Origin of the sequence: Planktotalea sp. (assembly GCF_018607995.1) — a bacterium.
Taxonomy (GTDB): domain Bacteria; phylum Pseudomonadota; class Alphaproteobacteria; order Rhodobacterales; family Rhodobacteraceae; genus Planktotalea.
This window is the reverse complement of record NZ_JABBAL010000008.1, coordinates 51,585-77,007: the sequence shown is the minus strand read 5'-3', so window position 1 is coordinate 77,007 and position 25,423 is coordinate 51,585. Positions and strand designations below refer to the sequence as shown.

23 protein-coding genes are annotated in these 25,423 nt (G+C 54.6%); 6 read left to right on the top strand and 17 right to left on the bottom strand.

Features of this window, described 5'->3' with window-relative positions; genetic code table 11:
• Positions 1 to 4: 4 nt before the first annotated feature.
• The 7 genes from QZ280_RS02900 to QZ280_RS02870 form a co-directional block, all read right to left on the bottom strand.
• Complete coding sequence (locus tag QZ280_RS02900; RefSeq protein ID WP_293440900.1) at positions 5 to 2,035, bottom strand: acetyl/propionyl/methylcrotonyl-CoA carboxylase subunit alpha; 2,031 nt, start codon at positions 2,033 to 2,035, stop codon at positions 5 to 7.
• Positions 2,036 to 2,053: 18 nt separating this feature from the next.
• A complete protein-coding gene (locus tag QZ280_RS02895) occupies positions 2,054 to 2,545 on the bottom strand; it encodes a hypothetical protein (protein WP_293440898.1) in 492 nt (163 codons plus the stop codon).
• The gene (locus tag QZ280_RS02890; protein WP_293441131.1) at positions 2,542 to 2,901 is read right to left on the bottom strand and encodes a hypothetical protein; all 360 of its coding nucleotides are present in this window, start codon (positions 2,899 to 2,901) and stop codon (positions 2,542 to 2,544) included. Before QZ280_RS02890 ends, QZ280_RS02895 begins: the two co-directional genes overlap by 4 nt.
• A 105-nt stretch (positions 2,902 to 3,006) precedes the next feature.
• Positions 3,007 to 3,135 carry a hypothetical protein gene (locus QZ280_RS02885; protein WP_293440897.1) on the bottom strand — a complete coding sequence of 43 codons (129 nt, stop codon included), beginning with the start codon at positions 3,133 to 3,135 and terminating at the stop codon, positions 3,007 to 3,009.
• A 232-nt stretch (positions 3,136 to 3,367) separates the two neighbouring features.
• The gene (locus QZ280_RS02880; protein WP_293440895.1) at positions 3,368 to 3,760 is read right to left on the bottom strand and encodes a DUF6497 family protein; all 393 of its coding nucleotides are present in this window, start codon (positions 3,758 to 3,760) and stop codon (positions 3,368 to 3,370) included.
• Positions 3,757 to 4,101 carry a hypothetical protein gene (locus QZ280_RS02875; protein WP_293440893.1) on the bottom strand — a complete coding sequence of 115 codons (345 nt, stop codon included), beginning with the start codon at positions 4,099 to 4,101 and terminating at the stop codon, positions 3,757 to 3,759. The genes QZ280_RS02880 and QZ280_RS02875 overlap by 4 nt, the downstream gene beginning before the upstream one ends.
• 36 nt (positions 4,102 to 4,137) lie before the next feature.
• Entirely contained in the window at positions 4,138 to 5,670 is a 1,533-nt protein-coding gene (locus QZ280_RS02870; RefSeq protein ID WP_293440891.1) for an acyl-CoA carboxylase subunit beta, read from the bottom strand.
• 255 nt (positions 5,671 to 5,925) lie between these two features.
• Here QZ280_RS02870 and QZ280_RS02865 point away from each other — a divergent pair, with 255 nt between their 5' ends.
• The gene (locus QZ280_RS02865) at positions 5,926 to 7,140 is read left to right on the top strand and encodes a multidrug effflux MFS transporter (protein ID WP_293440888.1); all 1,215 of its coding nucleotides are present in this window, start codon (positions 5,926 to 5,928) and stop codon (positions 7,138 to 7,140) included.
• Between the two features lie 72 nt (positions 7,141 to 7,212).
• Entirely contained in the window at positions 7,213 to 8,613 is a 1,401-nt protein-coding gene (locus tag QZ280_RS02860) for a helix-turn-helix transcriptional regulator (protein WP_293440885.1), read from the top strand.
• A gap of 119 nt (positions 8,614 to 8,732) precedes the next feature.
• On the opposite strand, the gene QZ280_RS16185 is transcribed toward QZ280_RS02860, so the two are convergent.
• The 8 genes from QZ280_RS16185 to QZ280_RS02820 all read right to left on the bottom strand — a co-directional run bounded on the left by QZ280_RS16185 (position 8,733) and on the right by QZ280_RS02820 (position 17,898).
• A complete protein-coding gene (locus tag QZ280_RS16185; RefSeq protein ID WP_365734109.1) occupies positions 8,733 to 9,092 on the bottom strand; it encodes a thermonuclease family protein in 360 nt (119 codons plus the stop codon).
• Between the two features lie 353 nt (positions 9,093 to 9,445).
• Positions 9,446 to 11,095: a choline dehydrogenase gene (betA, locus tag QZ280_RS02850; protein WP_293441130.1), complete on the bottom strand. Its 1,650-nt coding sequence runs from the start codon at positions 11,093 to 11,095 to the stop codon at positions 9,446 to 9,448.
• Positions 11,095 to 12,552, bottom strand: a complete 1,458-nt coding sequence (betB, locus tag QZ280_RS02845) for a betaine-aldehyde dehydrogenase (RefSeq protein ID WP_293440883.1) — start codon at positions 12,550 to 12,552, stop codon at positions 11,095 to 11,097. The genes betA and betB overlap by 1 nt, the downstream gene beginning before the upstream one ends.
• A gap of 44 nt (positions 12,553 to 12,596) precedes the next feature.
• Positions 12,597 to 14,105: a choline-sulfatase gene (gene betC / locus QZ280_RS02840; protein ID WP_293440880.1), complete on the bottom strand. Its 1,509-nt coding sequence runs from the start codon at positions 14,103 to 14,105 to the stop codon at positions 12,597 to 12,599.
• Positions 14,092 to 14,670, bottom strand: coding sequence for a transcriptional regulator BetI (gene betI / locus QZ280_RS02835; RefSeq protein WP_293441128.1), 579 nt, complete (start codon positions 14,668 to 14,670; stop codon positions 14,092 to 14,094). Before betI ends, betC begins: the two co-directional genes overlap by 14 nt.
• A 104-nt stretch (positions 14,671 to 14,774) precedes the next feature.
• A complete protein-coding gene (locus QZ280_RS02830; protein ID WP_293440878.1) occupies positions 14,775 to 15,677 on the bottom strand; it encodes a DMT family transporter in 903 nt (300 codons plus the stop codon).
• A 38-nt stretch (positions 15,678 to 15,715) separates the two neighbouring features.
• Positions 15,716 to 16,309, bottom strand: coding sequence for a LysE/ArgO family amino acid transporter (locus tag QZ280_RS02825; RefSeq protein ID WP_293440877.1), 594 nt, complete (start codon positions 16,307 to 16,309; stop codon positions 15,716 to 15,718).
• Positions 16,310 to 17,157: 848 nt separating this feature from the next.
• The gene (locus QZ280_RS02820) at positions 17,158 to 17,898 is read right to left on the bottom strand and encodes a YebC/PmpR family DNA-binding transcriptional regulator (RefSeq protein ID WP_293440876.1); all 741 of its coding nucleotides are present in this window, start codon (positions 17,896 to 17,898) and stop codon (positions 17,158 to 17,160) included.
• 123 nt (positions 17,899 to 18,021) lie between these two features.
• Here QZ280_RS02820 and QZ280_RS02815 point away from each other — a divergent pair, with 123 nt between their 5' ends.
• The 4 genes from QZ280_RS02815 to QZ280_RS02800 are packed head-to-tail and all read left to right on the top strand — an operon-like array spanning position 18,022 to position 23,348.
• Positions 18,022 to 19,794 (top strand): SLC13 family permease, encoded by a 1,773-nt coding sequence (locus QZ280_RS02815; protein WP_293440874.1) that lies wholly within the window; start codon positions 18,022 to 18,024, stop codon positions 19,792 to 19,794.
• A 56-nt stretch (positions 19,795 to 19,850) separates the two neighbouring features.
• Entirely contained in the window at positions 19,851 to 20,663 is an 813-nt protein-coding gene (locus tag QZ280_RS02810) for a TIGR00282 family metallophosphoesterase (protein WP_293440872.1), read from the top strand.
• A 4-nt stretch (positions 20,664 to 20,667) separates the two neighbouring features.
• Positions 20,668 to 21,573, top strand: a complete 906-nt coding sequence (locus QZ280_RS02805) for a DMT family transporter (RefSeq protein ID WP_293440870.1) — start codon at positions 20,668 to 20,670, stop codon at positions 21,571 to 21,573.
• Positions 21,570 to 23,348, top strand: a complete 1,779-nt coding sequence (locus QZ280_RS02800; RefSeq protein ID WP_293441126.1) for an SLC13 family permease — start codon at positions 21,570 to 21,572, stop codon at positions 23,346 to 23,348. Before QZ280_RS02805 ends, QZ280_RS02800 begins: the two co-directional genes overlap by 4 nt.
• A gap of 23 nt (positions 23,349 to 23,371) precedes the next feature.
• On the opposite strand, the gene QZ280_RS02795 is transcribed toward QZ280_RS02800, so the two are convergent.
• Together QZ280_RS02795 and mgtE are read right to left on the bottom strand one after the other, a co-directional pair.
• Positions 23,372 to 23,938: a 5-formyltetrahydrofolate cyclo-ligase gene (locus QZ280_RS02795; RefSeq protein WP_293440868.1), complete on the bottom strand. Its 567-nt coding sequence runs from the start codon at positions 23,936 to 23,938 to the stop codon at positions 23,372 to 23,374.
• Positions 23,935 to 25,326: a magnesium transporter gene (gene mgtE / locus QZ280_RS02790; RefSeq protein ID WP_293440866.1), complete on the bottom strand. Its 1,392-nt coding sequence runs from the start codon at positions 25,324 to 25,326 to the stop codon at positions 23,935 to 23,937. The genes QZ280_RS02795 and mgtE overlap by 4 nt, the downstream gene beginning before the upstream one ends.
• Positions 25,327 to 25,423: the final 97 nt, after the last annotated feature.

The window sequence follows — 25,423 nt, the reverse complement described above, 5'->3', positions numbered from 1 at the left end:
GGCGTTATTCGAACTCCATAATCACATCATCCACAGCTAGGCTGTCGCCAGCCACCGCGTTGATTTTGCTGACCACACCTTTACGCTCTGCGCGCAGGATGTTTTCCATTTTCATCGCTTCCACAGTGCACAGTGCTTGGCCTTCTTGCACCTCTTGGCCCTCTTCCACGTCAACCTTCACGATCAATCCCGGCATCGGGCACAGCAGCAGCTTCGACGTATCCGGCGCGATTTTTTCTGGCATCATGCGGGCCAACTCGGCCTGCCGCGGCGTGCGCACGTGCACCTTCAAATCCGCTCCGCGTGAACGAATGCGGAAGCCACCAGACACTTTGCCGACTTTCATCACCAGAGGCGTTTTATCGACCATCATATGCGCCAGCTGATCCCCCGGCGTCCAATCACCCTTGACGCGCAGTATGGTGCCATCCGCGAATGTCACGTTGGATCCGTCCTTATCCGCTGCAATGTTCACATCGAAGCTTTCGCCTTGCACGGCCACATTCCAAGCATCCCCAACGTGGCGTTCATGATTGTCCAAACGACCAGACACACGCGAACGGCGGATCTCCGCAACACGGTTCATCGCAGCAGAGGCCGCCGCGATCCGGCGCAGATCACTCTCAGGCAATTCAACACCAACGAACCCTTCGGGATATTGCTCTTCAATGAAGGCTGTCGTCATGTCGCCTTTGATAAAGATCGGGTGATCCATCACAGCGCTTAGGAACGGCAGATTGTGACCAATGCCTTCTACCTCAAAGCTATCAAGGGCGACGCGCATAGCTTCAATCGCCGCTTCTCGTGTTGGGGCCCATGTGCAGAGTTTCGCGATCATAGGGTCATAATACATGGAGATTTCACCGCCCTCATAGACGCCCGTATCATTACGCACGACCACATCACCTGCATCACCAGCCGTAACGCCCGGCGTGTAGGCCGCCGTTTCCGCAGGTGGACGATAGCGCGTGAGGCGACCGATTGAAGGAAGGAAGCCGCGATAAGGATCTTCGGCGTAGAGACGGTTCTCAATCGCCCAACCGGTCAGCGTGACATCGTCCTGCGTTATGCTGAGTTTCTCACCATTGGCAACGCGGATCATCTGTTCAACCAAGTCAACACCTGTGATCAGCTCGGTCACAGGGTGCTCCACCTGCAAGCGTGTGTTCATTTCTAAGAAGTAGAAATTCTTCGCGCCATCTACGATGAACTCAACAGTACCCGCCGACGCATACCCAACAGCTTGCGCCAAGGCCACCGCTTGTTCGCCCATGGCTTTGCGCGTGGCTTCATCCAAGAAGGGGCTTGGCGCTTCTTCAACAACCTTTTGCTGGCGTCGCTGGATGGAACATTCGCGCTCGCCCAGATAAATGCCATTGCCATGGCTGTCGCAGAGCACCTGAATTTCGATGTGACGGGGCTGGGTGATGAATTTCTCAATAAAGATACGATCATCACCAAAGGAATTCGCAGCTTCGTTCTTGGAAGACTGAAAGCCCTCGCGCGCCTGGTCATCATTCCACGCGATGCGCATGCCTTTACCGCCGCCACCTGCGGAGGCTTTAATCATCACGGGATAACCAACTTCATTGGAAATCTTGACCGCCTCGTCCGCGTCCTCGATCAGCCCCATGTAACCTGGAACCGTTGATACATTGGCGTCTTGGGCGATCTTCTTGGAAGTGATCTTGTCGCCCATTTTCTCAATGGCGCCGACAGGTGGTCCGACGAAGGCGACGCCTTCAGCCGCCAATGCCTCGGCAAATTTGGAGTTTTCAGACAGGAAACCATAGCCCGGGTGCACCGCCTGAGCGCCGCTTTCCTTGATCGCAGCCATGACCTTATCGATGACGATATATGACTGGTTCGCGGGGGGCGGGCCGATGTGGATTGCTTCATCCGCCATCTCTACGTGCAGCGCGTTTTTGTCCGCGTCCGAATAGATGGCAACGGTGGTGATACCCATCTTCTTCGCCGTTTTGATCACGCGGCACGCAATCTCACCACGGTTGGCAATCAGGAGCTTTTTGAACATGTAGAGGTCCTTTTCGGGCTATCTAAAACGCGAAAACGCCACCCTGCCCGTTGGGGCAAAGCGACGTTCGCTGATGTGGAGCGCGTTGCCTGTGTCACCACAGAAAACGCCAGAATTTTCATTAGTTTGCTGGGATAAGCGCGCCAGCTGTCGCACCGACGATGCCGGCTGCGATAACTTGGCTCGTGTTGCCACCAGCAATGGCTGCAGCGGATACAGACAAAACGAGAGCTGCGACGATCTTAGTTGTTTTTGATATAATTTAACTCTCTCGAAGTTAAAACGTGCCGATCCGCCAAAGAAAAAAAGCGGCTGCCCGTGCACATAAGCACCAGACGGCCGCCAAGGGGAAGGGTTACGGAAGGCTGCACCGCCAAACAGAAGGAGGATCTGGCACATCTTCAATGCTAATAGATTTCGCACAGTTTGGCGTAGCGAAAAGGCCTTTGACGCAAGCTGAGCGAAACAGGCTTGAATATGCCAATATTTCAATGCCTTCGGCAAAATCATGCCGACGCCCCCCAATCGGTGGCGTCAGGAAAGGCCATGGCCGCCGCGCGAGGATCAAGGATCAACATCGCCTCATAGTTGGCGGGGTCGAACGGATCATCATAGGGCAGAACTTCGCGGCCAAACAGCCAGCTGAGGCGACCCGCATCCAAATTGCCGCGCTCAAACGGTTGGTCGCCGAAATTTTCCCACAGAGCAGCGACAAAGCCCGCATCCGCACGACGATCTGAAGGTTTGCGGTCATTGCGACGTTCACGGCGTTCAATCGGCGTTGCCCCTTTGGGGTTGGCACGGCGCAATGTAAATTGGAAATCGGTACCGGGTAGACGGCCAGGAAAGCCGCGGTGCTTGAGCATATAGTCTAGTGCCATGTCGCACCCCCGATGTGGTGCGTGATGCTGGCGTGCTCAGCGAATAAGTTTAGGCTCGTGGCAGGCGCGAACGCCTGCCTCGTAGGCAAGTTACTTGTACTTGCCTGTGTATGTTGGCTCGACAGAAATCGGTGCTGGGTCAACAACAACAAACTCTTCAACGGGTGCTTTAAGTGCGCAAGCGGACGCTGCGAATGCAACACCGAGTACGGCAACCAATTTGATGCTCTTGGAAATCTTAGTCTCCTGTCAAATTTGCGGTTCAGACCAACGGGAGTATCCCGCAACCCTGACCCTCTTGAGGTATAGGCCATTTGGGTGAACCTGTTTCGAATTCTACGCCAGTGCGTCGCAAAAAGATATCCACAGGTAGCCTTAGCGACATGTTGTGTCACTAAAGTCTCAAAAGGGTCTTTGGATGAGCTTTGCCGCGCAACATATTGTGGTTTCATCAAAAAATCTCCAACATACAGGTCTCACTTTGCACGGTAAATGCTTCAAAAACCTGTTCAACTTCGGTGTTGGCAACACCAAATTCGACAGGTTCAGCGGACAAGGAAACAACGATCTGCTTTGGTAGATCGTCCACATTGGCTGCTTTTTTCAGCCCAAACTCGACGCAAAGAACTTCGAGATCTAGGGTTAAATCCTCAAAGGACGGTCGCCTTAAAGGGCTCGCCAAATCGGGCGCAATAAAACGCAAACGCAGGATGCCAGCGTCTGCTTCTTCACGTTGCTCTAGGAATGTTACAGCCTGCCCAGATGGCAAAGTGATCGCTGGCTGTGCTGCAAGGCACCCAGCCAAAAGGCCTCCCATCAGCGTGCTGAGCGCTAAACGTCTCATGCCGCAACTCCGCGCGCATATCTGATCCACCGTGCGCGATGCCCTGTGTCATTGAGCAAAGTCGCGATCGTTTCCGGCACGTGGGCCGCAATCGGATAGCCAAGCCGCCCACCCGCAGTGACAAGCAACTCATCCTCTACACGTTCGACCCGCACAACGGGTGAAAACCCACGCAAGTTCTGCAAACTGCGCCACATGTCCTGCCGGATTTGATGGCCAAGCCGCGCACGCGCGACCACAGGAAACCACGCGCTCGCCGACACGTCAAATCGCGCGGGCAATTCGCGCGAAATCGTCACACAGGTGCCATTGCGTTGCGTATGCCAGTTTTTCTGCGTCATGCTGTTACCGCCCCTAAAGCAAAGTCTCGCTTCGGATCAAAGCGGAATATTATCGTGTTTTTTCCACGGGTTCTCTAAACGCTTACCACGCAGCGACGCGAAGGCGCGGCTGACGCGTTTGCGTGTGCTTTGCGGTTGGATCACCTCATCGATAAAGCCGCGCTCAGCAGCGACGAATGGATTGGCAAAGCGGTCCTCATAACTTGCTGTGTGCTCGGCAATTTTCTCTGCATCGCCCAGATCAGCGCGGTGAATAATCTCCGTCGCGCCCTTTGCGCCCATCACAGCAATCTCGGCCGTGGGCCAAGCATAATTGAAATCGCCGCGCAGATGCTTCGATGCCATGACATCGTAGGCACCGCCATAAGCCTTGCGCGTAATCACTGTGACCTTTGGCACCGTCGCCTCGCCATAAGCAAAGAGCAGTTTTGCGCCGTGTTTGATGACACCGCCATATTCCTGAGACGTGCCGGGCAAGAAACCGGGCACATCCACCAAGGTCAAAATCGGGATTTCGAATGCATCACAGAACCGCACAAACCGTGCCGCCTTGCGAGAGCTATCGATATCAAGGCACCCCGCCAAAACCATCGGCTGGTTCGCGACGACACCAACTGTCTGGCCTTCAAGACGAATAAAGCCAGTGATGATATTCTTCGCAAAATCTTCTTGGATCTCGTAAAAATCAGCCTCATCCGCAATTTTCAGGATCAATTCCTTCATATCATATGGCGAGTTGGCGTTGTCTGGGATCAATGTGTCCAATGACAGCTCGATCCGGCCTGGCTCATCAAAGAACGGGCGAACGGGTGGCTTTTCACGGTTGTTAAGTGGCAAAAGATCGATCAAACGCCGCACCTCCGCCAGCGCTTCAACGTCGTTTTCAAACGCGCCATCCGCGACGGAGGATTTTTTAGTATGCGTACTCGCGCCACCCAATTCTTCCGCAGTGACAATCTCGTTGGTGACTGTTTTCACGACATCAGGGCCAGTCACGAACATGTAGGAGCTATCTTTGACCATAAAAATAAAGTCAGTGATCGCAGGCGAGTAGACCGCCCCGCCGGCACAGGGTCCCATGATCACGCTAATCTGCGGCACGACGCCAGAGGCCATGATGTTGCGCTGGAAAATTTCCGCATAGCCCGCAAGGGCGTCCACACCTTCTTGAATACGCGCGCCGCCTGAATCATTCAGACCAATGATCGGCGCCCCATTCTGGATCGCCATATCCTGGATCTTGCAAATCTTCTGCGCATGGGTCGCCGAAACAGAGCCACCTAAGACCGTGAAATCTTGAGAAAACACATAGACCATACGTCCGTTAATCGTGCCCCAACCCGTGACGACACCGTCGCCTGCGGGCCGTTGATCTTCCATGCCAAAATCGGCGCAACGATGCGCGACGAACATGTCGAATTCTTCGAAACTCCCCTCATCCAACAGCAGTTCGATCCGCTCGCGCGCACTTAACTTGCCCTTCGCATGCTGGCTATCGAGGCGCTTTTGGCCACCACCCAATCGGGCTGTTTGGCGGCGTTCGGAGAGCTCTTGCAGAATATCTTTCATCGCGTATCCCTTCTGTGCGCAGTTCTCGCGCGAATAATTAAGCCGATCGTTCAACGACTTTGTAGACAACGGACAATCCCAATCTCGATAGCCTGTGCACGTGCAGAAAAAAAGGGAATAGTCGCAAATTTGCAAATATAAGCAAAACACTTATCTGCAAATTGCAAAGTAGTTAATCACCTAAGACCACTTACGCCTTTCGCTGCCGAAAATTCTAGCCTGTCGCAGCACAGAAGAACAGAGTACACCCTTCGTATGAGAGACACCTATTCGGCGCGCTTCCTAGACCGCGCAACCCCACCCCATATCATCACTTTGATCTTGCTCGCAGGTGTTGCTGGGCTTGCGATGAATGTGTTTTTGCCGTCCCTGCCGAACATGGCTTTGCATTTCGAAACCGAATATTGGGTTTTGCAAATGTCGGTCGCCGCCTATTTTGCGATGAACGCGGTCTTGCAAATCCTGATCGGCCCTGTCTCTGACAATTTAGGACGCCGCCCCATTATTTTATGGGGCTTGCTGCTGTTCACTGCCGCCTCCATTGGCTGCATCTACGCCCCCAACGCAACCGTCTTTTTGATGTTTCGCATGTGCCAAGCCATCATCGTGACGGCCATGGTGCTAAGCCGCGCCATCATTCGCGATGTGGTCAGCGCTGACAAAGCCGCATCGCTCATCGGTTACGTCACAATGGGCATGGCCGTGGTGCCAATGTTAGGCCCGCTGCTTGGTGGATTGCTTGATGAAACCTTCGGCTGGCAGTCCAGTTTCTGGCTGATGGCCCTCTCAGGTCTCAGCATGTTCGTGCTGTGTTATTTTGACCAAGGCGAAACCAAACGCGCAACGGGCGAGACGCTGAGACAACAGTTCGGCCACTACCCCGAACTCTTCTCCTCACCACGATTTTGGGGCTATTCCATTGCGTCGGGCCTCACCTCTGGCGCGTTCTTCGCTTATCTTGGCGGCGCACCCTATGTGGGTACAGAGATCTTCAAGCTCTCCCCCGCAATCCTTGGATTTTACTTCGGCGCACCAGCATTGGGGTATTTCATCGGAAACTTCCTGTCCGGTCGCTATTCGATCCGCATCGGAATCAACAATATGGTCCTCTACGGCACGATCATTGCGACAATCGCGACCGTCGCCTCGCTCCTTGCGTTCAGCATCGGACAAGGTTCACCCGTCAGCTTCTTCGGTTTCATGACCATCGTTGGCATTGGCAATGGATTGACGATCCCGAATGCCACATCCGGCATGCTTTCTGTGCGACCGCATCTTGCGGGCACGGCGTCGGGACTTGGCGGCGCGATCATGATTGGGTTTGGCGCGATTCTGTCCGCTTTGGCAGGCATCATCTTGACTGGAAGTGACACGGCACTGCCGGTCTTGTGGCTGATGGTGGCCAGCACGCTTGGCGGGTTGATCGCCGCAATCTATGTCATACACCGCGCGAAAGCGATTGGCGTGTAAACCATCTCGCTTGCGCTCGCAGGTTTGCAAAGCCTAATATCGAAAAATGCAAACCTGCAAAGAGGCGCAGACATGGCACTTCAAAAAATCTACGCTGGATCGAAACTGCGCGACTTGCGCGGGCAAGTCTCCCTGACCCAAAAAGACTTTGCGGCCAAACTTGGCGTGTCGCTTCCCTATCTCAATCAAATGGAGAATAACAAGCGCCCGCTCTCGACCACCGTGGTCTTGGCGCTGGCGCAGGAATTTGGCTTTGATGTTACTGAACTCAGCTCAGGCGACGCAGAACGCCTTGTAACGGACATGCGCGAGGCCCTTGCGGATCCGGTCCTTGATGCGGTCGATCCACCCCTCACCGATTTGCGTCTCACTGCCTCCAACGCCCCTGCGTTTGCGCGCGCGTTCTTGGAACTACACCGCGCGTATCGTCAGACCCATGAGCGTCTCGCCTCGCTCGATGAAGCGTTGGGGCGCGAAGACGGTCAAATGCAACCAAGTCCATGGGAAGACGTTCGCGATTTCTTTCATTATTGCGACAATTACATCGACGCGATGGACTGCGCGGCGGAACATTTTGCAACCTCAGGCCCGGCCCACGCGACCCCGCAAGACCGCGTGCGCACCAGCTTTCGCCAACACGGGATAGAAATACGATTTGCGCCTGTCGACACGCTACGAACGTTCGACACAGAGACCCGTAGCCTGACCATTTCCGAATACGCAGCCCCTGCGACGCAAACGTTTCAAATGTTGATCCAACTGGCTCTGATCACTCAAGAAAACCTGTTAGAAGCCACCCTGGATCTTGCACGTTTTCAAACGGTTGAGGCCCGCGCGATCGCCAAAATTGGTCTCGCTAACTACTACGCGGGCGCGGCGCTGATGCCCTACACTCGCTTCCTTGAGGCCGCGCGAGAAACACGTCACGATCTGGAACGTCTTGCGATCCTGTTTGGTGCTTCAATCGAACAGGTGGCGCATCGTCTCTCAACCTTGCAGCGCCCCGGTGCCAAAGGCGTGCCGTTCTTCTTCGTGCGCGTCGATCAGGCCGGATCTATTACCAAACGCCACAGCGCCACCCGCTTGCAATTCGCGCGCTTTGGTGGGGCGTGTCCGCTTTGGAATGTGCACCGCGCATTTGAAACCCCAGGCCGTTTTGTGCGCCAGTTGGCCGAAACTCCTGACGGGGTGCGCTACATTTCCTTGGCCCGCGATGTGCTAAAACCGGGCAGCTCCTTTGGCGCACCGGTGCGTCGGTTTGCGATCGCTTTAGGCTGCGAAGTGACGCACGCAAGCCAGCTGGTCTATGCGGACAGTTTGGACACCTCGAATGCCTCTGCCTATGAACCGATCGGAATTTCATGCCGGATTTGCGAGCGCACGCACTGCCATCAACGCTCCGTCCCGCCACTTGAGCGACGTTTGAGCGTGGATAGTAATCGTCGCGGCCTGCTACCTTATGATGTCGCCTAAATGAGGCGAAAATACCGTACAAGCACACACTAACGACGCGCTTTTCGCCATCCCGCTAACCGCACAGCAAACTGTGTGCAAAACCAGCGCTCGCCCGACGCTTCATTGATGCCTGTGCGTTAGTAATCATGCTGGCCAGGCATGTGATAGATGCGTCCACTTTTGGTGATATTGCCTTCGATTGCACAATTTGGGCGTGGCGGCCTGCTCCCCTCTGAACGCTCTACACGATACGCCGCTGGATTTTGTACGCGCGACGCATGCAACCCACGATCATTGATCGCAGCGCCCTTTTCAACCAAATCATACTCCATCGAATAAGCGCGATAGGCAAAGGCCAACCCGCGAGGAACCAAATCCTCACCGACATCTCGCCCGTCTACACTACAGCGCGCGACGATCCTGCCATAGCGATCCAAATCGACCTGACGACATACCGCGCCATTGCCATCATACAAGTCAGAGACTTTCGCACTCACCCAAGCCCCACAAGGCCAAAGCGTGCCCTGCTCCGTCTCGCAAGTTTACTTGCCTTCGGGCGCATCAATGCCAAAGATCCGAACGCGCTGCCCTGCGACATCAAACGTGTCGCCATCAATCACGCACATAAATCCCGCCACATCTGCACCAGCGAACACCGGCTGAACCAAAACACACAAAAGAAAACAAATCCTGAGTATATCAAAAGATATGCCTACCTAAGCGAGTGCAATTCAATCCAAATCCTTAACCTAGGTTAAGAAAGACCAAACTTGCCCCTTCTTTGGTCTTAAAATATCTCGGAGAGCGCGAGAGGTAACGCCTCTCGCCCGTGCCGAAGCACGACCACTCCCTATCTCTGCGCAACCTCCCATTCAGGATGCACCCAAGTTCGGTCATTGCTTTTCGCCAACATATCACCCCCCAGAATATGATCCGATGCCTTTTCACCGACCATGATCGACGGCCCGTTCAAATTGCCATTCGTAATGCGCGGAAAGATCGAACTGTCTGCGACACGCAAGCCCTCAACCCCGATCACGCGACATTCTGGATCGACAACTGCCATTGGATCATCAACACGTCCCATCTTACAGGTGCCACACGGATGATACGCACTTTCCGCATGTTCTGCGATGAAGGCGTCCAGCTCTACATCGCTTTGCACCGCCTGCCCAGGTTGGATTTCATGCTTCACAAAGGGCGCAAACGCATCCTGCGCAAAAATTTCGCGCGTCAAGCGAATGCAAGTACGAAAATCTTCCCAATCCTTGGCTTCGTTCATGTAGTTAAACACAATTTTTGGAGCTTCGGCGGGATCCGCACTGTTCAAGCTCACCGATCCGCGCGAGGGGCTTCGCATAGGGCCCACATGTGCCTGAAACCCGTGCCCCTCCGCCGCAGCCTGACCATCATAGCGCACCGCAATTGGTAGAAAATGATACTGGATATCAGGATATTCGACACCTGCTTTCGTGCGAATAAACGCTGCGCTTTCAAACTGATTAGACGCCCCAAGGCCAGTTTTGGTAAACAGCCAGCGCGCGCCGATCACAGCCTTTGAAATCAGGTTCCAATATTTATAAAGCGTCACGGGCTGCGACGCAGCCATCTGGATATACAGCTCCAAATGATCTTGCAGATTTTGCCCCACGCCCGGGCGATCCGCGGCGATTTCGATGCCATGCTCTTTCAGATGCGCCGCAGGGCCAACGCCCGACAACATCAACAGCTTTGGCGAATTTATCGAGCTCGCCGCAAGGATCACTTCACGTTCTGCCGTGATCACCTCGCCACCCGCAACGGCAACACCGATAGCGCGCCCGTCCTTGATCACGATACGCTCCGCAAGCGCGCTGACGACTTGGCACTTTCCTGTCTTCATCGCGGGCCGCAAATAGGCATTGGCCGCAGACCAGCGCCGCCCCCTATAAACGGTCTGATCCATGGGTCCGAAACCCTCTTGCTTTTCACCGTTATAATCGTCCGTTGTTTCATATCCGGCCTGCTTGCCAGCCTTCACAAACGCCTTGAACAAGGGGTTCAAACGCAGGCCTCGACTGATATGCAAAGGTCCTCTGCGACCGCGCCAGCTTTTGTTACCGCCATGCCCCCCGCTGCGCCAGTTCTCCATGCGTTTGTAGTAGGGCAGCACATCCGCGTAAGACCACCCTTGCGCGCCGCTTTCGGCCCAATGATCAAAGTCTTTCGCATGTCCACGCACGTAGACCATGCCGTTGATCGAAGAGGACCCACCAATCACCTTGCCACGCGGACATGCCAAACGGCGATTATTCAAATGCGGTTCAGGTTCCGAACTATAGCCCCAATCATAGCGCGCCATGTTCATTGGATAGCTCAGCGCCGCTGGCATTTGGATGAACGGACCCGCATCCGTACCCCCGAACTCGATCACGATGACCGAATGCCCCGCCTCAGTTAGGCGATACGCCATGGCGCAGCCTGCAGAGCCTGCGCCAATGATCACATACTCAGCCTGCATCAAAACGGCGCGTCCACGGCACCCATGCGCACGTAAACGGACTTCATCTGGCTATAGTGCTCGATCGCGGCCTTCGAATTTTCACGCCCGACACCAGAATTCTTTGCACCCCCAAAAGGCGCTTCTACGGGGGCGTCATTGTAGGAATTGATAAAGCAGGATCCTGCCTCCATTTGCGCAATTACGCGATGCCCACGCGCAAGATCAGTTGTGAAGACCCCCGCGGAGAGTCCGAATTCCGTCGCATTGGCGCGCGCGATCGCTTCGTCTTCAGTCTCGAAATCCAGCACCGACATGACGGGGCCAAAGATTTCGTCCGTGGCGATGGTCATACCGTCCGTGACATCCGCGAAAACAGTTGGCTCGAGGAAAAACCCTTCAGTTCCAATTCGCTCGCCGCCACACACAAGCCGCGCGCCTTCGGCTTTGCCTTTTTCGATGAAGCCTTGCACAATCTGCATTTGGCGTTCTGAGACCATGGGACCAAAGTTCGTGGCCTCATCCAATGGATCGCCCATAACCACGGTTTGCAAGCGTTCATGCAAGCGCTTGAGGAACGCCTCTTTGATGCCCTTTTGAACAAAAACGCGCGTGCCGTTGGAACAGACTTGGCCAGAGCTGTAGAAATTAGCCAGAATTGCACCGCCAACCGCATCCTCAAGAGAAGCATCATCAAAGATAATCAGCGGGGATTTTCCACCAAGTTCCATCGTGACGTGTTTGATCCCTTCGGCCGCAGCCGCATAAACCTTGCGCCCCGTCGGTACAGATCCTGTGAGCGAGACTTTGTCCACGCGCGGATCCGTCACCAATGGTGCACCCACAGCGCCCGTGCCTTGGATGACGTTGTAAAGCCCAGCAGGCAGGCCCGCCTCATGCAGGATTTCCGCAATTTTCAACGCGCAAAGCGGCGTTGTTTCGGATGGTTTAAAGATCATCGCATTGCCGCAGGCTAGCGCGGGGGCGCCTTTCCAGCACGCAATCTGCGTTGGGTAATTCCACGCGCCGATGCCAACACACAGCCCCAATGCTTCGCGGCGTGTGTAGACCCAATCTTCACCAAGCTGAATATGTTCGCCCGTCAAGCTGCCCGCAAGACCACCGAAATATTCCAACGCATCCGCGCCAGATGTCGCATCAACGTAGAGCGTTTCTGACATAGGTTTGCCCGTGTCGTAGGTCTCCAACACCGACAGATCATGGTTGCACTCGCGGATCATGTCGGCAGCACGGCGTAAGATGCGACCCCGCTCCGTGCCCGACATCGCAGCCCACGCTTTTTGCGCGGCTTTGGCGCTGGTGATGGCCTGTTCGATGATCGCGGGCGTAGCCTCGTGAACAACGCCGATCTGTTCGCCCGTTGCTGGGTATATCACTGGAATTTCCGCGCCGGCGGTGTCTTCTACATAGGTACCATTGATGAAATGGCTGGCGGTGGGCTGTGTGGGATTGGGCATGTTTGCCTCCGGCGGAAGTTTATTTAGAAAGATGAAGACGAGGCCTATTCGCCTCTCGGGAAGCGCTGGCTTTCTTCCAAGACGTTAAGATCCATATGATTACGCATGTAGCGTTCAGACGCTTTTTGCAGGGGTTGGTAGTCCCATGGGAAATAATCGCCATTGCGCAGGGCTTCATAGACAACCCAGCGGCGCGCTTGGGAGCGGCGGACTTCTGCGTCGAAACGATCCAGATCCCAGCGTTGTTCCGATTTAGCGCGCAGGGTTTGCAAAGTGCCTTGATGTTCTGGCGTATCGGCGAGATTTTTCAGTTCATGAGGATCAGCATCCAGATCAAAAAGCTGATCGGGATCAAGCGCGCAGCGGATGTGTTTCCATTTGCCATAGCGCAAACACACGAGCGGCGCGTAGCTGGCTTCGGCCGCGTATTCCATCGCGACAGGAGCGGTGCGTTCGACACCCTGCCCCATGGGTTTCAGGCTCATCCCTTCGGTCCAAGGCATGATTTCTTCCATATTCACCCCCGCGAGATCGCAGAGCGTCGGGCAAACGTCGATGTTGCTCACAGGAGTGTCAATAAGACCCGGCTCCATATCAGGGCTTGATATCATCATCGGGACACGCGCAGAGCCCTCAAAGAACGACATCTTGAACCACAAACCACGTTCGCCCAGCATATCGCCGTGATCTGCCACGAACATGATGATCGCCTCTTGGCGCGTGCTTTCTAGCGCCTCCATCACCTCACCGACTTTGTCATCGAGGTAGGAGATATTGGCGAAATAGGCACGGCGCGAGCGGCAGATATCTTCGTCAGAAATGTTGAAGTTATCGCGATCATTGGCGTCCAAGATGCGTTGGGAATGCGTATCCTGATCCTCATAAGGGATCGGACCAACCTCTGGCATCAGGTGCGCGCAATCCTCATACAAATCCCAATATTTGCGGCGTGCCACGTAAGGGTCATGGGGGTGCGTGAAGCTGACAGTCAGGCACCACGGGCGTTCATCCTTGCCACGCGCATGATCATAAATCTTGCGCGTCGCATGATAAGCAACCTCGTCGTCGTACTCCATCTGATTGGTGATTTCCGCAATGCCAGAGCCTGTCACCGAGCCCATATTGTGATACCACCATTCGATCCGCTCACCAGGCTTGCGATAATCCGGCGTCCAACCGAAATCAGGGGGATAAATGTCGGTTGTTATGCGCTCTTCAAAGCCGTGCAACTGATCAGGGCCAACGAAATGCATCTTGCCAGAGAGGCAGGTTTGATAGCCCGCGCGCCTAAGATGATGCGCATATGTGGGGATCGAAGAGGGAAACTCAGCGGCGTTGTCATAGACGCCCGTCGTGCTCGGCAATTGGCCGGACATATAGCTCGCGCGCCCCGGTGCGCACAAAGGGCTGGCCGTGTAGGCGTTCTTGAAACGGGTCGAGCGCGCGGCAAGCTTTTTGATATTGGGCGCATGGAGCCAGTCGGCAGGGCCGTCAGGAAAGAAGGTACCGTTGAGTTGATCGAACATAAAAATCAATATGTTAGGCTTTCTCATCGCGCACCCCTCTCAATTCAAAATAGAGATAGTCAATGACCTGCCTTGCGGCTTCGGATTGATCTGGCCGTGCTTTGACCAAGCTTTGGCGTAGATACACACCATCAATCATTGCCGCAATCCGCGAGGCGGTTTGCGAGGCTCGCACGCCAATCAAAGGGCGCAGGGAATAGACAAGATTCGAGCGAATGCGCGCTTGGTAGATGGTAAGTAAGCGCTTAGCTTCTGGCACGGTTTGGGCCAGCACGTAGAAATTCAACCACGCTGCAATCACCTCCGGACGGAAGTTCGAACTTGAGAAGGAGGCGCACACAATCGCCTCGACGCGGGCTGTGTCGGTTTCGGCCGTCACCAAAGCCGCCCGCACTTCGGCGCCATATACCGTCAACGTATGACGCATTGCGGCCAGAAATATCTGCTCTTTGCCGCCAAAATAGTGATGCGCCAAGGCCGATGACATTCCTGCCCGCTTGGCAATCGCGCCGACTGTGACATCCAGCGTGCCATGCGCTCCAATCTCGCAGATCGTAGCCTCAACCAAGGCTGCGCGACGCAACGGTTCCATTCCTAACTTGGGCACATCACTCTCCGTTATCGCCTTTGCTGCAGATAATTTTATTTAAATTGACCAGTCAATCAATAAAAAACTTATTAGCAAGGTACGAGTTATCACCCCTTTGGCGCGTGCGTTCCGGGCGTGATTTCACCGCGCTTCAGCACTGCTTCGCGCCACGTGATAAATGTGATCGAACATAGGATCACAAAACCGCCTAAGATCACCCAAATATCCACCGCTTCGCCAAAGGTAAAATAGCCAAGCGAAACGGCCCAGATCAATTGAACAAACGTCACCGGTTGCGTCACCGTCAGGGGCGCATTGGCAAAGGCAAGCGTCATCGCAAAATGGCCCGCAGTGGCAAAACAAGCAACACCTAAAAGTACGCCAACCTCATGAAAAGATGGTGTAATCCAAACTGAAAATGCCAAAGGTGCTAGCCCGATTGTGACAGCAATGGACAGCATCGATACAACCACGGAGGCGGGCACCGCATCCGCGAGTAATTTTGCTGTCAGATAAGACACGCAAAACATGCAAGCCACAGCGAGCATCGCAATATGTCCAATGCTAAGCTCGCGAAAGCCAGGCCTTAGGATAATCATCGCCCCCAAGAGCGCGAAGAGCACCGCGATGATGCGGCGAAACGCCAGTTTCTCACCAAGGAATAGCGCGGCCGCGACGGTCACGAAAACGGGCGTCAAATAGTTCATTGCAGTCACTTCTGCGATTGAAATCTGGGTCATCGCGAAGAACCAGAGCGTCACGCCAAACGTGTGAAACAGCCCACGCACTGCGACAAGTTTCCAAAGGCGCGGCGTCAAAGTGGTTGCGCGTAGTGGCCCCATCATTGGGATCAGAAAGACCAGGCCCAACGCGTACCGCACAAATGCCGATTCCGCAGCAGGCAAGCGCGTGCCGTTGAGCTTGACCAGCGCAGTCACCGCAACAAAGCACAAGCCTGCCGTAACCATCCAGAAAACACCGACGAGCGGCCTTTGTGCTTGTTTTCCCATTATGAACGCAAATCAAACCGGCGCGGAATACGCAACCCTCAGAGCAACAAAGAGATCGCAATTACCCACATTGTGAGCGCAATGATCGCGTCCAACACGCGCCATGCCGCTGGGTTGGCAAAAATGGGTGAGAGCAAACGCGAACCAAAGCCGAGACAAATGAAAAAAGTGAAACTGCCCAAAGCCGCTCCAATCCCAAAGGCCAAACGGTCCTCGTATTGTGCCGAGATTGATCCGATCAAAACCACAGTGTCCAAATACACATGCGGGTTCAAAAATGTGATTGCAAACAGGGTTAGTAGGGTTTTACGCAGGGATGTCGTGACCTCCGCCTCCCCCTCTAACGCACTGCCTCCGCGCCACGCAGAGAGTGCATTTTGCAAACCATACCAAAACAGAAAAAGGACGCCACCGTAACGCATCGCGGTCTCAAACCACGGCAAGGCCTGCGCCAGCGCGCCGAACCCCGCGACCCCTGCAATGATCAAAACCGCATCGGATATAGCGCAGGTCAGGACTATCGGCAGGACGTGTTTGCGCCGAAGCCCGTACTTCAAAACAAACGCATTCTGCGCCCCAATGGCGAGAATTAAAGAGATGCTAAGTCCGAACCCCGATAGATATGTAAACACAACGCCATCCAAAAATTTTGATCTTGCTAACGTCAAGTTGCTACTTTTATCAGCGCGCATAACCAGATCTGGTGAACAAACTAGACATGTCGCCCTTTCACACATTAAATGAAAGCGAAAATTCAATGCAAAGACACCTTTCCCAATGACAGAACAGACAAAGAGAAAACGCGGCTTTTGTATATCGCTTGGGGCAGTCAACATGTTGATGTCGCACGACGCTCCGCAGCAAGCGTTAAAGCGTCCAACCCCGAGCTTGGTACAGCAATTGGGTGCGCCGCAGAGGATGACACATAAGGCTTTGATCTTGCATTTAACATCCCAGATGGATTGGCGAGGCCCAGGTTGACTTACTGACTGAAACACCTTTCGAAGAAACACTCTACCTCGACAATGACACGATCATGCGTGACGATTTATCAAGCTTGTTCGAACTATTAGAAAAAATTCGAAATCTGCGGCGCACACGTTCAGCTTTGGCACAGACAGCGTCACAATAAACGTTGGCGCACGAATGTACCCAGCGCGTTTCCAGAAATCAACTGTGGTGTGCTACTCTACAAATCATGCGAACGCGTTGACGGCTTTTTCAACAGCTGGAGCAAAGCTTTTGTCGAAGCTGGCTTCAAAGTGGATCAAGTCACCTTTCGCGATTTACTTTGGACCTCAGATATCAAATTCTACGTCTTTCCTGCGCAATTTAATAAACGAATATTTGAAGCGTCTGAGCTAATTTATTCTGATCAACCGAAAGCGAAGATCCTTCACCTCGAACTGTTGCGGCCACAAAAAACCCGATCATGCGGTGGATCGCAGATCGGGTTCGGAAAGCGTAAAAACCGATAACGTTAAAGCTGCTCCATCACCTCATCAGAGGCCTCAAAGTTGGCCGTCACACGTTGGATATCATCGTCATCCTCTAGAGCGTCGATCAGTCTCATTAGCTTGGTCATGCCTTCCAAGTCCATCTCCGTGGAAATGTTCGGCTGCCAAATCAGTTTCGCACTATCGCTTTCGCCCAGCGCAGTTTCCAAAGCAGTGGAAACTTCATTAAGATCCGTGTCTTCGCACAGAATGCTGTGACCCTCTTCAGAGCTTTCGCAATCCTCTGCGCCCGCTTCAATCGCGGCTTCCATCACCGTGTCCGCGTCGCCCGCATCCGCGCCATAGGTGATCTGTCCTTTGCGATCAAACATGAAGCCCACCGATCCGGTTTCACCCAGATTGCCGCCATTCTTGGTGAATGTGGAGCGTACGGTCGAGGCCGTGCGATTGCGATTGTCCGTCATCGTCTCAACAATGATCGCAACACCGTTGGGGCCATAGCCCTCATAGCGAATTTCTTCGTAATCATCGCCCTCGCCGCCTATCGCCTTCTTGATTGCGCGATCAATGTTGTCTTTCGGCATGGATTGCGACTTCGCTTCCTTCACCGCAAGACGCAAACGCGGGTTCTTTTCGGGATCGGGATCGCCCATCTTTGCGGCAACCGTGATCTCCTTGGAGAACTTAGAAAACAGTTTTGAACGCAGTTTATCCTGACGCCCCTTGCGGTGCTGAATATTTGCCCATTTTGAGTGGCCGGCCATGTCTCTCTCCAGATGAGAAGTCTTAAATCGCGTTCGGTATAAGCCCGCCAAGGGGATGCCCGCAAGTCGGTTGCATGTCAGCACGTTTTAAGGTGAAGCTGACCGCAACGTGAAAGGCCTATCTTGACCCAAGATCAAATTATTATTTTCGCTTTGTTTGGGAGCGTGTTCGCCCTCTTGCTTTGGGGGCCGTTTCGCTATGATCTTGTGGCGTTTTCTGCCCTCATAGTTGGGGTGCTCTTGGGCGTGGTTGAGGGCAAGAACGCGTTTGCGGGCTTTGGCCATCCCGCTACGTTGGTGGTTGCTTTGGTGCTTGTGGTCTCTGCAGGTTTGGTGCGCTCGGGCGCAGTCTTCTTGATTACGCGCACCTTGGTGGACAGTTCACGCAATCTTGGCGGGCATATCGCGCTGATGGGCGGGATTGGCGGGGTGCTGTCAGCGTTCATGAATAACGTCGCAGCCTTGGCGCTCTTGATGCCTGTCGATATTCAGACCGCGCGCAAAGCGGGTCGCGCGCCTGGTTTGTCGCTCATGCCGCTCAGCTTTGCGACAATACTCGGTGGTATGGTCACGCTCATCGGAACGCCCCCAAACATCATCATCGCCGCGATCCGAGAAGAGCAATTGGGCGAGCCATTCGAGATGTTCGACTTCGCCCCCGTTGGCGGTGTTGCAGCGCTTGCGGGGCTTGCCTTTGTGGCCCTAATCGGCTGGCGCTTGATCCCTGCGCGCAGCGACAGTGTGACAGCAGGCGATGACATGTCCGACTATATCGCAGAACTGACAGTGCCAGCGGACAGCAAAATAATTGGCAAGCGTTTTTCCGAAATCGAAGAGGACGCGGAGAAAGCCGACGTCGCCCTGATCGGCCTGATCCGCGATGGCAAACGACGCTATGGCCGCGCGCGCAATTCGGAACTAAAGGGCGGCGACACGCTTGTGCTCGAAGCTTCCCCTGCAGCGCTTGACGAATTTCGCGCTGCCCTCTCGCTGGCCTTTTCGGACGAGAAACGTGAAGAGCAGTTGAATGCAGCCGGTGACGGTGTCGACGTGATCGAAGTGGTCGTCACCGAAAATTCGCGTCTCACAGGCAGAACAGCACAAAGCATCGGGCTTGCGTGGCGTCAGCGCACGGTTCTCATGGGCATTTCACGTCAGGGCAAGGCAATCCGAGATCATTTGCGTAAAACCGAGGTACGCGCGGGCGATATTCTGCTGCTTCTTGTTCCGAAAGATCGCGGACCTGATGTGACCGAATGGCTCGATTGCTTGCCCCTCGCAGAGCGCGCTCTTGCAATCACGCAAGATAGAAAAGTCTGGCTCGCCATTGGCATGTTCGCGGCGGCTGTTGCTGCGGCCAGCTTTGGTTTGGTTTACCTCCCTATCGCGCTTGGCTGTGTAGTTGTGGCTTATGTTTTGGCCAAGATCGTACCGCTTTCGGAACTCTACACCCACATCGAATGGCCGGTAGTTGTCTTACTTGGCTCGATGATCCCGCTTGGCGCGGCGTTGCAAGATGCCGGCGGCACGGAATTGATCGCGGGTGCGCTTGTTGGATTGACAGAAGGTCTACCCGCTTGGGCGATCCTCACAGTCTTGATGGTGGTGACGATGACGCTTTCGGACGTGCTCAACAACACGGCGACAACCATTGTCGCGGCCCCTGTTGGCATTCAGATGGCACAGTACTTGGGCGTGTCTCCTGATCCATTCTTGATGGCTGTGGCCATTGCAGCATCTGCGGCGTTCCTTACACCCATCGGGCATAAGAACAACACGTTGATCCTTGGCCCCGGCGGCTATCAATTCGGCGATTACTGGCGCATCGGCCTACCCCTAGAAGTCATCATTGTTGCCGTCTCTATCCCCGCAATTTTGGTTTTCTGGCCGCTCTAACGCTCAAATTCCAAGGCGGGCCTTGCGTGCCTCTCAGCGCGTGGTAGTTCGGGTGTATGAGAACACTTTTCCTAGGCGATGTGATGGGCCGCGCAGGGCGCCGTGCTATCACAGAAAACTTGCCCAAGCTGCGCGATGAATTGCGCACTGACTTCATCGTTGTGAATGGCGAAAACTCCTCAAACGGGATGGGCCTGAATGCAGAGCACGCGAATGACATTTTCGCGGCTGGCGCAGATTGCATCACACTTGGCGATCATGCCTTTGATCAGCGTGATATGATGCAACATATTGACAAAGACCAACGCATCCTGCGCCCTTTGAACTTTGCCAAAACTGCGCCCGGTCGCGGGCATAAGTTGTTTAAAGCCAAGGGCGGTCAGAAAGTTCTCGTGCTGCAAGTTCTGGGACAAGTCTTTATGAAACGCGCCTATGACGATCCGTTTTCTGCCCTTGATGCTGTGCTGCGCGCGCACCCGTTGGGCGGCTTGGCACAAATGATCCTTGTGGATGTGCACTGCGAAGCGACTTCCGAGAAAATGGGCATCGGCCATTTCTGCGACGGACGCGCCTCGATTGTGGTGGGCACGCATACCCATGTGCCGACGGCGGACGCACAAATCCTGCCGGGCGGCACTGCCTTTCAAAGCGATGCGGGCATGTGCGGCGACTATAATTCGGTGATTGGTATGGAGAAAGAAGAGCCCATGCGCCGGTTTGTGACAGGCATGAGCAAATCGCGTTTCACACCCGCCAATGGCGAAGCAACCTTGTCTGGCCTCTTCGTCGTTACCGATAATCGCACTGGCAAAGCCACCTCCGTTGAGATGATCCGCCGTGGCGGGCGGCTAGAACAAAGCGGGCCGTGAGCCAGTGAAAGGCAGCCTCTCCCTCTTCGGAGTCCTGATCCTGCTTGGCGCAGGTTGGGGTGTCACCATGCCTTTAACCAAAATCACCGTGAGCGCCGGATACCAACACTTCGGCCTTATCTTCTGGCAGTTCGCCATAGCCGTCGCGCTGATGGGAAACGTTTTGATCCTGCGTGGACAATTGAGAAAACCAAGCGCACTGCAAATCCGTTTTGCATGCTTGATCGCGGTGATTGGCACACTCTTGCCCAATTCTGCCAGCTATCAAGCCGCTGTGCATCTCCCCAGTGGCATAATTTCTATCCTGCTCTCGCTGATCCCTATGCTCGCCTTTCCGATTGCGCTGTCCCTTGGCAACGACAGGTTCTCGGCGCGCAAATTGATTGGCCTGACGCTTGGCTTTGGCGCTGTGGTTTTGATCGCGGCCAATAGCGGTAGTTTCGAGGGCGATGTCACCCTCTGGTGGATCGCCGTCGCACTAGTTGCGCCAAGTTTTTATGCGCTCGAGGGTAATGTGGTTGCCAAATGGGGCACATACGGATTTGACGCAATTGAGACGTTGTTCTGGTCCTCTGTGTTTGGCCTCGTGCCCTCGCTCTTGCTAGCACTTGGCACCGGCCAATTCATCCCTGTGCCCACCACTTGGGGGCCACCGGAATATGCTTTTCTTATCATCGCAGTCGCTCATGCGGTGGTATACGCAGGCTACGTCTGGCTGGTCAGCAATGCAGGACCGGTCTTTGCCGCACAAGTTAGCTATCTAGTTACGATCTTCGGGATCTTCTGGGCAATCGTGCTTCTGGGCGAAGCCTATGCAAGTGGCATATGGCTCGCCCTTGCGCTGATGCTGAGCGGCCTGTTCCTTGTGCAACCGCGCGCACGCGAAACCAACGAGAAGGCGCTGGCATAATATTTTTTGAACTTACACAAAACCAAAGCGCAATCGCGGCGCTGTTGACCGTGCTTGGTATGTTTGTGCTCTTCGTGCGCGAAAGCTATCCCACCGAAGTTGTCGCCATCGTTGGCGTCGCATTTTTGCTGATACTTGGGGTATTGCCTTACGAGAACGCGCTCACCGTGCTCTCAAACCCTGCGCCATGGACCATCGCCGCAATGTTCATCGTGATGGGCGCTTTGGTGCGCACCGGCGCGCTGGAAGCCTTTACCAAAATGGCCGACAAGCAGGCCAAAACCAACCCTGCCTTGGCGATTGCGATGTTACTCACATTCGTGATCATCGCTTCCGCCGTGGTATCTAACACGCCCGTTGTGGTGGTGATGATCCCCGTATTCGTGCAGCTTAGTCGCACTTTGGGCACCAAGGCCTCTAAACTGTTGATCCCCTTGAGTTATGCCGCCATCCTTGGCGGCACGCTGACGCTGATTGGTACCTCAACCAACCTGCTTGTAGACGGGGTCGCGCAGGCAAATGGCATGAAGGCCTTCTCGATTTTTGAAGTCACGCCACTCGGCGTTGTGCTCGTCGCTTGGGGGATGCTTTATCTACGCTTTATCGGGCCCTACCTGATACCAGAGCGTGACAGCATGGCGAGCCTTCTGTCCGATAAAAGCAAGATGAAATTCTTCACCGAAGCGGTCATTCCCCCCGAAAGCAACCTGATCGGGCGCGAGGTGATGGGCGTGCAATTGTTCAAACGCGAAGGCGTGCGCTTAATCGACGTCGTGCGTGGGGACACGTCGCTGCGCCGCAATCTGAAAGACGTGTGCTTGCAAGTCGGTGATCGCGTGGTTCTGCGCAGTCGCATTTCCGAATTGCTAAGCTTGCAGCGCAACAAAGAACTCAAGCGCATTGACCAAGTTTCCGCTGTTGAGACCCATACGGTCGAGGTCTTGATCACCCCCGGCTGCAAGATGATCGGACGCACCTTGGGCGCACTGCGTTTGCGGCGCCGGTTTGGAGTTTATCCACTGGCAGTGCATCGCCGGAACCAAAATATCAGCGGCCAGCTTGATAGCGTGTTGGTGCGTGTGGGCGACACCCTGCTGCTAGAAGGTGCGCCTGAGGACATCCAAAGGCTAGCCACGGAAATGGACCTTGTGGACGTTTCCGCCCCCTCAGAACGTGCCTACCGCCGCAGCCACGCGCCGATAGCTTTGCTCGCACTTGTTGGCATTGTTGCCCTTGCGGGCTTTGGACTCGCACCAATTTTCTATCTGTCGATCATCGCCGTCGCTTTGGTTCTAATCGCGCGCTGCATTGACGCGGATGAGGCTTTTTCCTTCGTCGACGGACGCCTGTTAACGCTGATCTTCGCGATGCTCGCTATTGGCACCGCATTGGAGAGTTCTGGCGCGGTGAGTTTGATCGTAAATGCCTTCGCACCGTTCCTGACCGGCCTACCTCCGTTCCTTCTGGTCTGGGCGATCTATTTACTGACCTCGATCCTCACCGAATTAGTATCCAACAACGCAGTCGCAGTTGTGGTCACACCGATTGCCATTGGGCTCGCAGACGCACTTGGCATCGATGCACGGCCTTTGGTGGTGGCCGTGATGGTCGCCGCATCAGCGAGCTTTGCGACACCCATCGGGTATCAAACCAACATGTTGGTCTATGGTCCGGGAGGATATAAGTTCACCGATTTCATGAAAGTCGGTATTCCTTTGAACCTCTCCATAGGGATTTTGGCATGCTTGCTCATCCCATTGCTGTGGCCTCTGTGATCTTCAATCTCAGAAGAGTTTATTTAGCAAGATGAAGGGGTGAAGATGCCCTTTTCCGTGACGATCAGATCAAGGGGTTGATCGGTCGGTTCAAGCGGAAGATCCGTGAGTTCCTGCGCTTCAAATGCAAAGCCGATGGCCATCGTCGCACGGCGCGCGCGCAGGCGTTCGATAGTGCGATCATAAAAGCCACCGCCATAGCCCAAACGACCACCCTGTCGATCAAAGGCGACCAGCGGCACGATGAGGATTTCAGGCTCAATCCACTCGCCACTTTCGGGAATATAAGCACCGAACGTGCCCTCAATCATCGCGCATTCTGGCGTCCATTCACGAAAATCTAGCGGGGTTGCTGCGGATTTGATCACAGGCATGCCAACTGGACCATGCCCGGCAGCCTCAGCCAAGGCAGGCAGCGGGTCAATCTCCGTGCGCATCGGCGCATAGCCCGCTAGCGTAACACCGCGATAACCCGCAAGAACTTCACTGAGAAAGGCAGATTGGCTTGCGTGCGCCGTGTCAAACGCTAGCTTTCGCGCAGCAAACGCGGCCTTGCGCGCGTCCGTTTTGATCTGTGTGAAGTCGTTCATAAAAGCACCAATGCTGCAAGGCCCAAAAAGGCGAAAAAGCCGACCACATCAGTGAGCGTAGTGACAAATGCACCAGAAGCCAGCGCCGGATCAATGCCGATTTTCTCTAGCAAAACAGGGATCGCCGTGCCAGCCAGACCTGCCACCACCATATTGATCACAATCGCCGCCGCAATCACATAGCCCAGCGCGGGGGACCCGAACCAGATCAATCCAACCGCCCCCATCATAAGCGCAAACACAAGGCCATTGATCAGGCCCACAAGGACTTCGCGCCGGATCACCCGCCACATGTTGGAGCTCGTAAGGTCTTTCGTAGCAATCGCGCGCACCGCAACGGTCAGCGATTGCGTCCCCGCATTGCCCCCCATCGAGGCTACGATTGGCATCAATACCGCAAGCGCGACAATCTGGGTGATCGCCGCCTCGAATTGTGCGATCACGAGGCTTGCGGCGATGGCCGTCACAAGGTTCACTGCGAGCCATGGCAAACGCTGCTTAGTGGTGTTGATCACACGATCCGAGAGCGAGCTTTCGCCCACACCGGCGAGGCGCAAAATGTCTTCCTCATGCCCTTCGTCAAGCACGATCATCGCATCATCGATGGTGATCACGCCGACAAGGCGCTCATCTTCGTCCACGACAGGCGCAGAAATCAGGTGATATTGGTTGAACGCATAGGCGACTTCGCTTTCGCTTTGCATCGCGGGGATGATTTGGAAAACCGCCTCCGTCAGCTCCCACAAGAGCGTTTCACGTTTTGAGCCCATAAGCTTGCCCAGCGTCACATTGCCCAAAGGTTTGAAGCGTGGATCGACCAACGTAACGTGGTAAAATTGCTCTGGCAACGTCTCTTGCGCTCGCAAATAATCAATCGCTTGACCCACAGTCCAATGCTCCGGCGCCATGACCACTTCGCGTTGCATCAAGCGACCTGCAGATTTCTCGGGATAGGTCAGCGATTGTTCGACCGCGACGCGATCACTGTCATCCAAAGCGTCCAGAATGACGTCCTGTTGAAAGAGCGTGAGATCTTCGATCAGGTCAACAACATCATCGCTTTCCAATTCGCGCACGGCATAGGCGAGGACTTCGGGCCGCAATATTGCAACGACCTCATCGCGAATACTCTCATCAAGTTCAGACAGGATTTCGCCGTCAAATTCACGATCATAGAGCCAGATGAGATCACGTCGCTCAGGTGCGCTAATTTGTTCTAAAAGGTCAGCGATATCAGCAGGATGGAGTGGGTCCATAAGCATGGTCAACAGGCCTTGATCACCACGATCCACAGCCCCAAGCACCGCAGATACACTCGCGTGCTCAAGTTGGTAATCACCCTCTTGCGCACCGATGCGCCCGCCACTCACCAGATCTGTGTCATTCATTATGAGAGGCCTTTCGATCTGAAGCGCGCAATTGGTGTCCACTTTAAGGACAAGAGCGCCAAAGCAACAGAGCCTCACGCAAAAATGCTGGTTCGCG

Excerpts from the sequence above, each read along its gene's own strand:
- QZ280_RS02900 (WP_293440900.1), bottom strand. The coding sequence starts at position 2,035 with ATGTTCAAAAAGCTCCTGATTGCCAACCGTGGTGAGATTGCGTGCCGC.
- QZ280_RS02895 (WP_293440898.1), bottom strand. The coding sequence starts at position 2,545 with ATGATTTTGCCGAAGGCATTGAAATATTGGCATATTCAAGCCTGTTTC.
- QZ280_RS02890 (WP_293441131.1), bottom strand. The coding sequence starts at position 2,901 with ATGCTCAAGCACCGCGGCTTTCCTGGCCGTCTACCCGGTACCGATTTC.
- QZ280_RS02880 (WP_293440895.1), bottom strand. The coding sequence starts at position 3,760 with ATGAGACGTTTAGCGCTCAGCACGCTGATGGGAGGCCTTTTGGCTGGG.
- QZ280_RS02875 (WP_293440893.1), bottom strand. The coding sequence starts at position 4,101 with ATGACGCAGAAAAACTGGCATACGCAACGCAATGGCACCTGTGTGACG.
- QZ280_RS02870 (WP_293440891.1), bottom strand. The coding sequence starts at position 5,670 with ATGAAAGATATTCTGCAAGAGCTCTCCGAACGCCGCCAAACAGCCCGA.
- QZ280_RS02865 (WP_293440888.1), top strand. The coding sequence starts at position 5,926 with ATGAGAGACACCTATTCGGCGCGCTTCCTAGACCGCGCAACCCCACCC.
- QZ280_RS02860 (WP_293440885.1), top strand. The coding sequence starts at position 7,213 with ATGGCACTTCAAAAAATCTACGCTGGATCGAAACTGCGCGACTTGCGC.
- betA (WP_293441130.1), bottom strand. The coding sequence starts at position 11,095 with ATGCAGGCTGAGTATGTGATCATTGGCGCAGGCTCTGCAGGCTGCGCC.
- betB (WP_293440883.1), bottom strand. The coding sequence starts at position 12,552 with ATGCCCAATCCCACACAGCCCACCGCCAGCCATTTCATCAATGGTACC.
- betC (WP_293440880.1), bottom strand. The coding sequence starts at position 14,105 with ATGAGAAAGCCTAACATATTGATTTTTATGTTCGATCAACTCAACGGT.
- betI (WP_293441128.1), bottom strand. The coding sequence starts at position 14,670 with ATGGAACCGTTGCGTCGCGCAGCCTTGGTTGAGGCTACGATCTGCGAG.
- QZ280_RS02830 (WP_293440878.1), bottom strand. The coding sequence starts at position 15,677 with ATGGGAAAACAAGCACAAAGGCCGCTCGTCGGTGTTTTCTGGATGGTT.
- QZ280_RS02820 (WP_293440876.1), bottom strand. The coding sequence starts at position 17,898 with ATGGCCGGCCACTCAAAATGGGCAAATATTCAGCACCGCAAGGGGCGT.
- QZ280_RS02810 (WP_293440872.1), top strand. The coding sequence starts at position 19,851 with ATGAGAACACTTTTCCTAGGCGATGTGATGGGCCGCGCAGGGCGCCGT.
- QZ280_RS02795 (WP_293440868.1), bottom strand. The coding sequence starts at position 23,938 with ATGAACGACTTCACACAGATCAAAACGGACGCGCGCAAGGCCGCGTTT.
- mgtE (WP_293440866.1), bottom strand. The coding sequence starts at position 25,326 with ATGAATGACACAGATCTGGTGAGTGGCGGGCGCATCGGTGCGCAAGAG.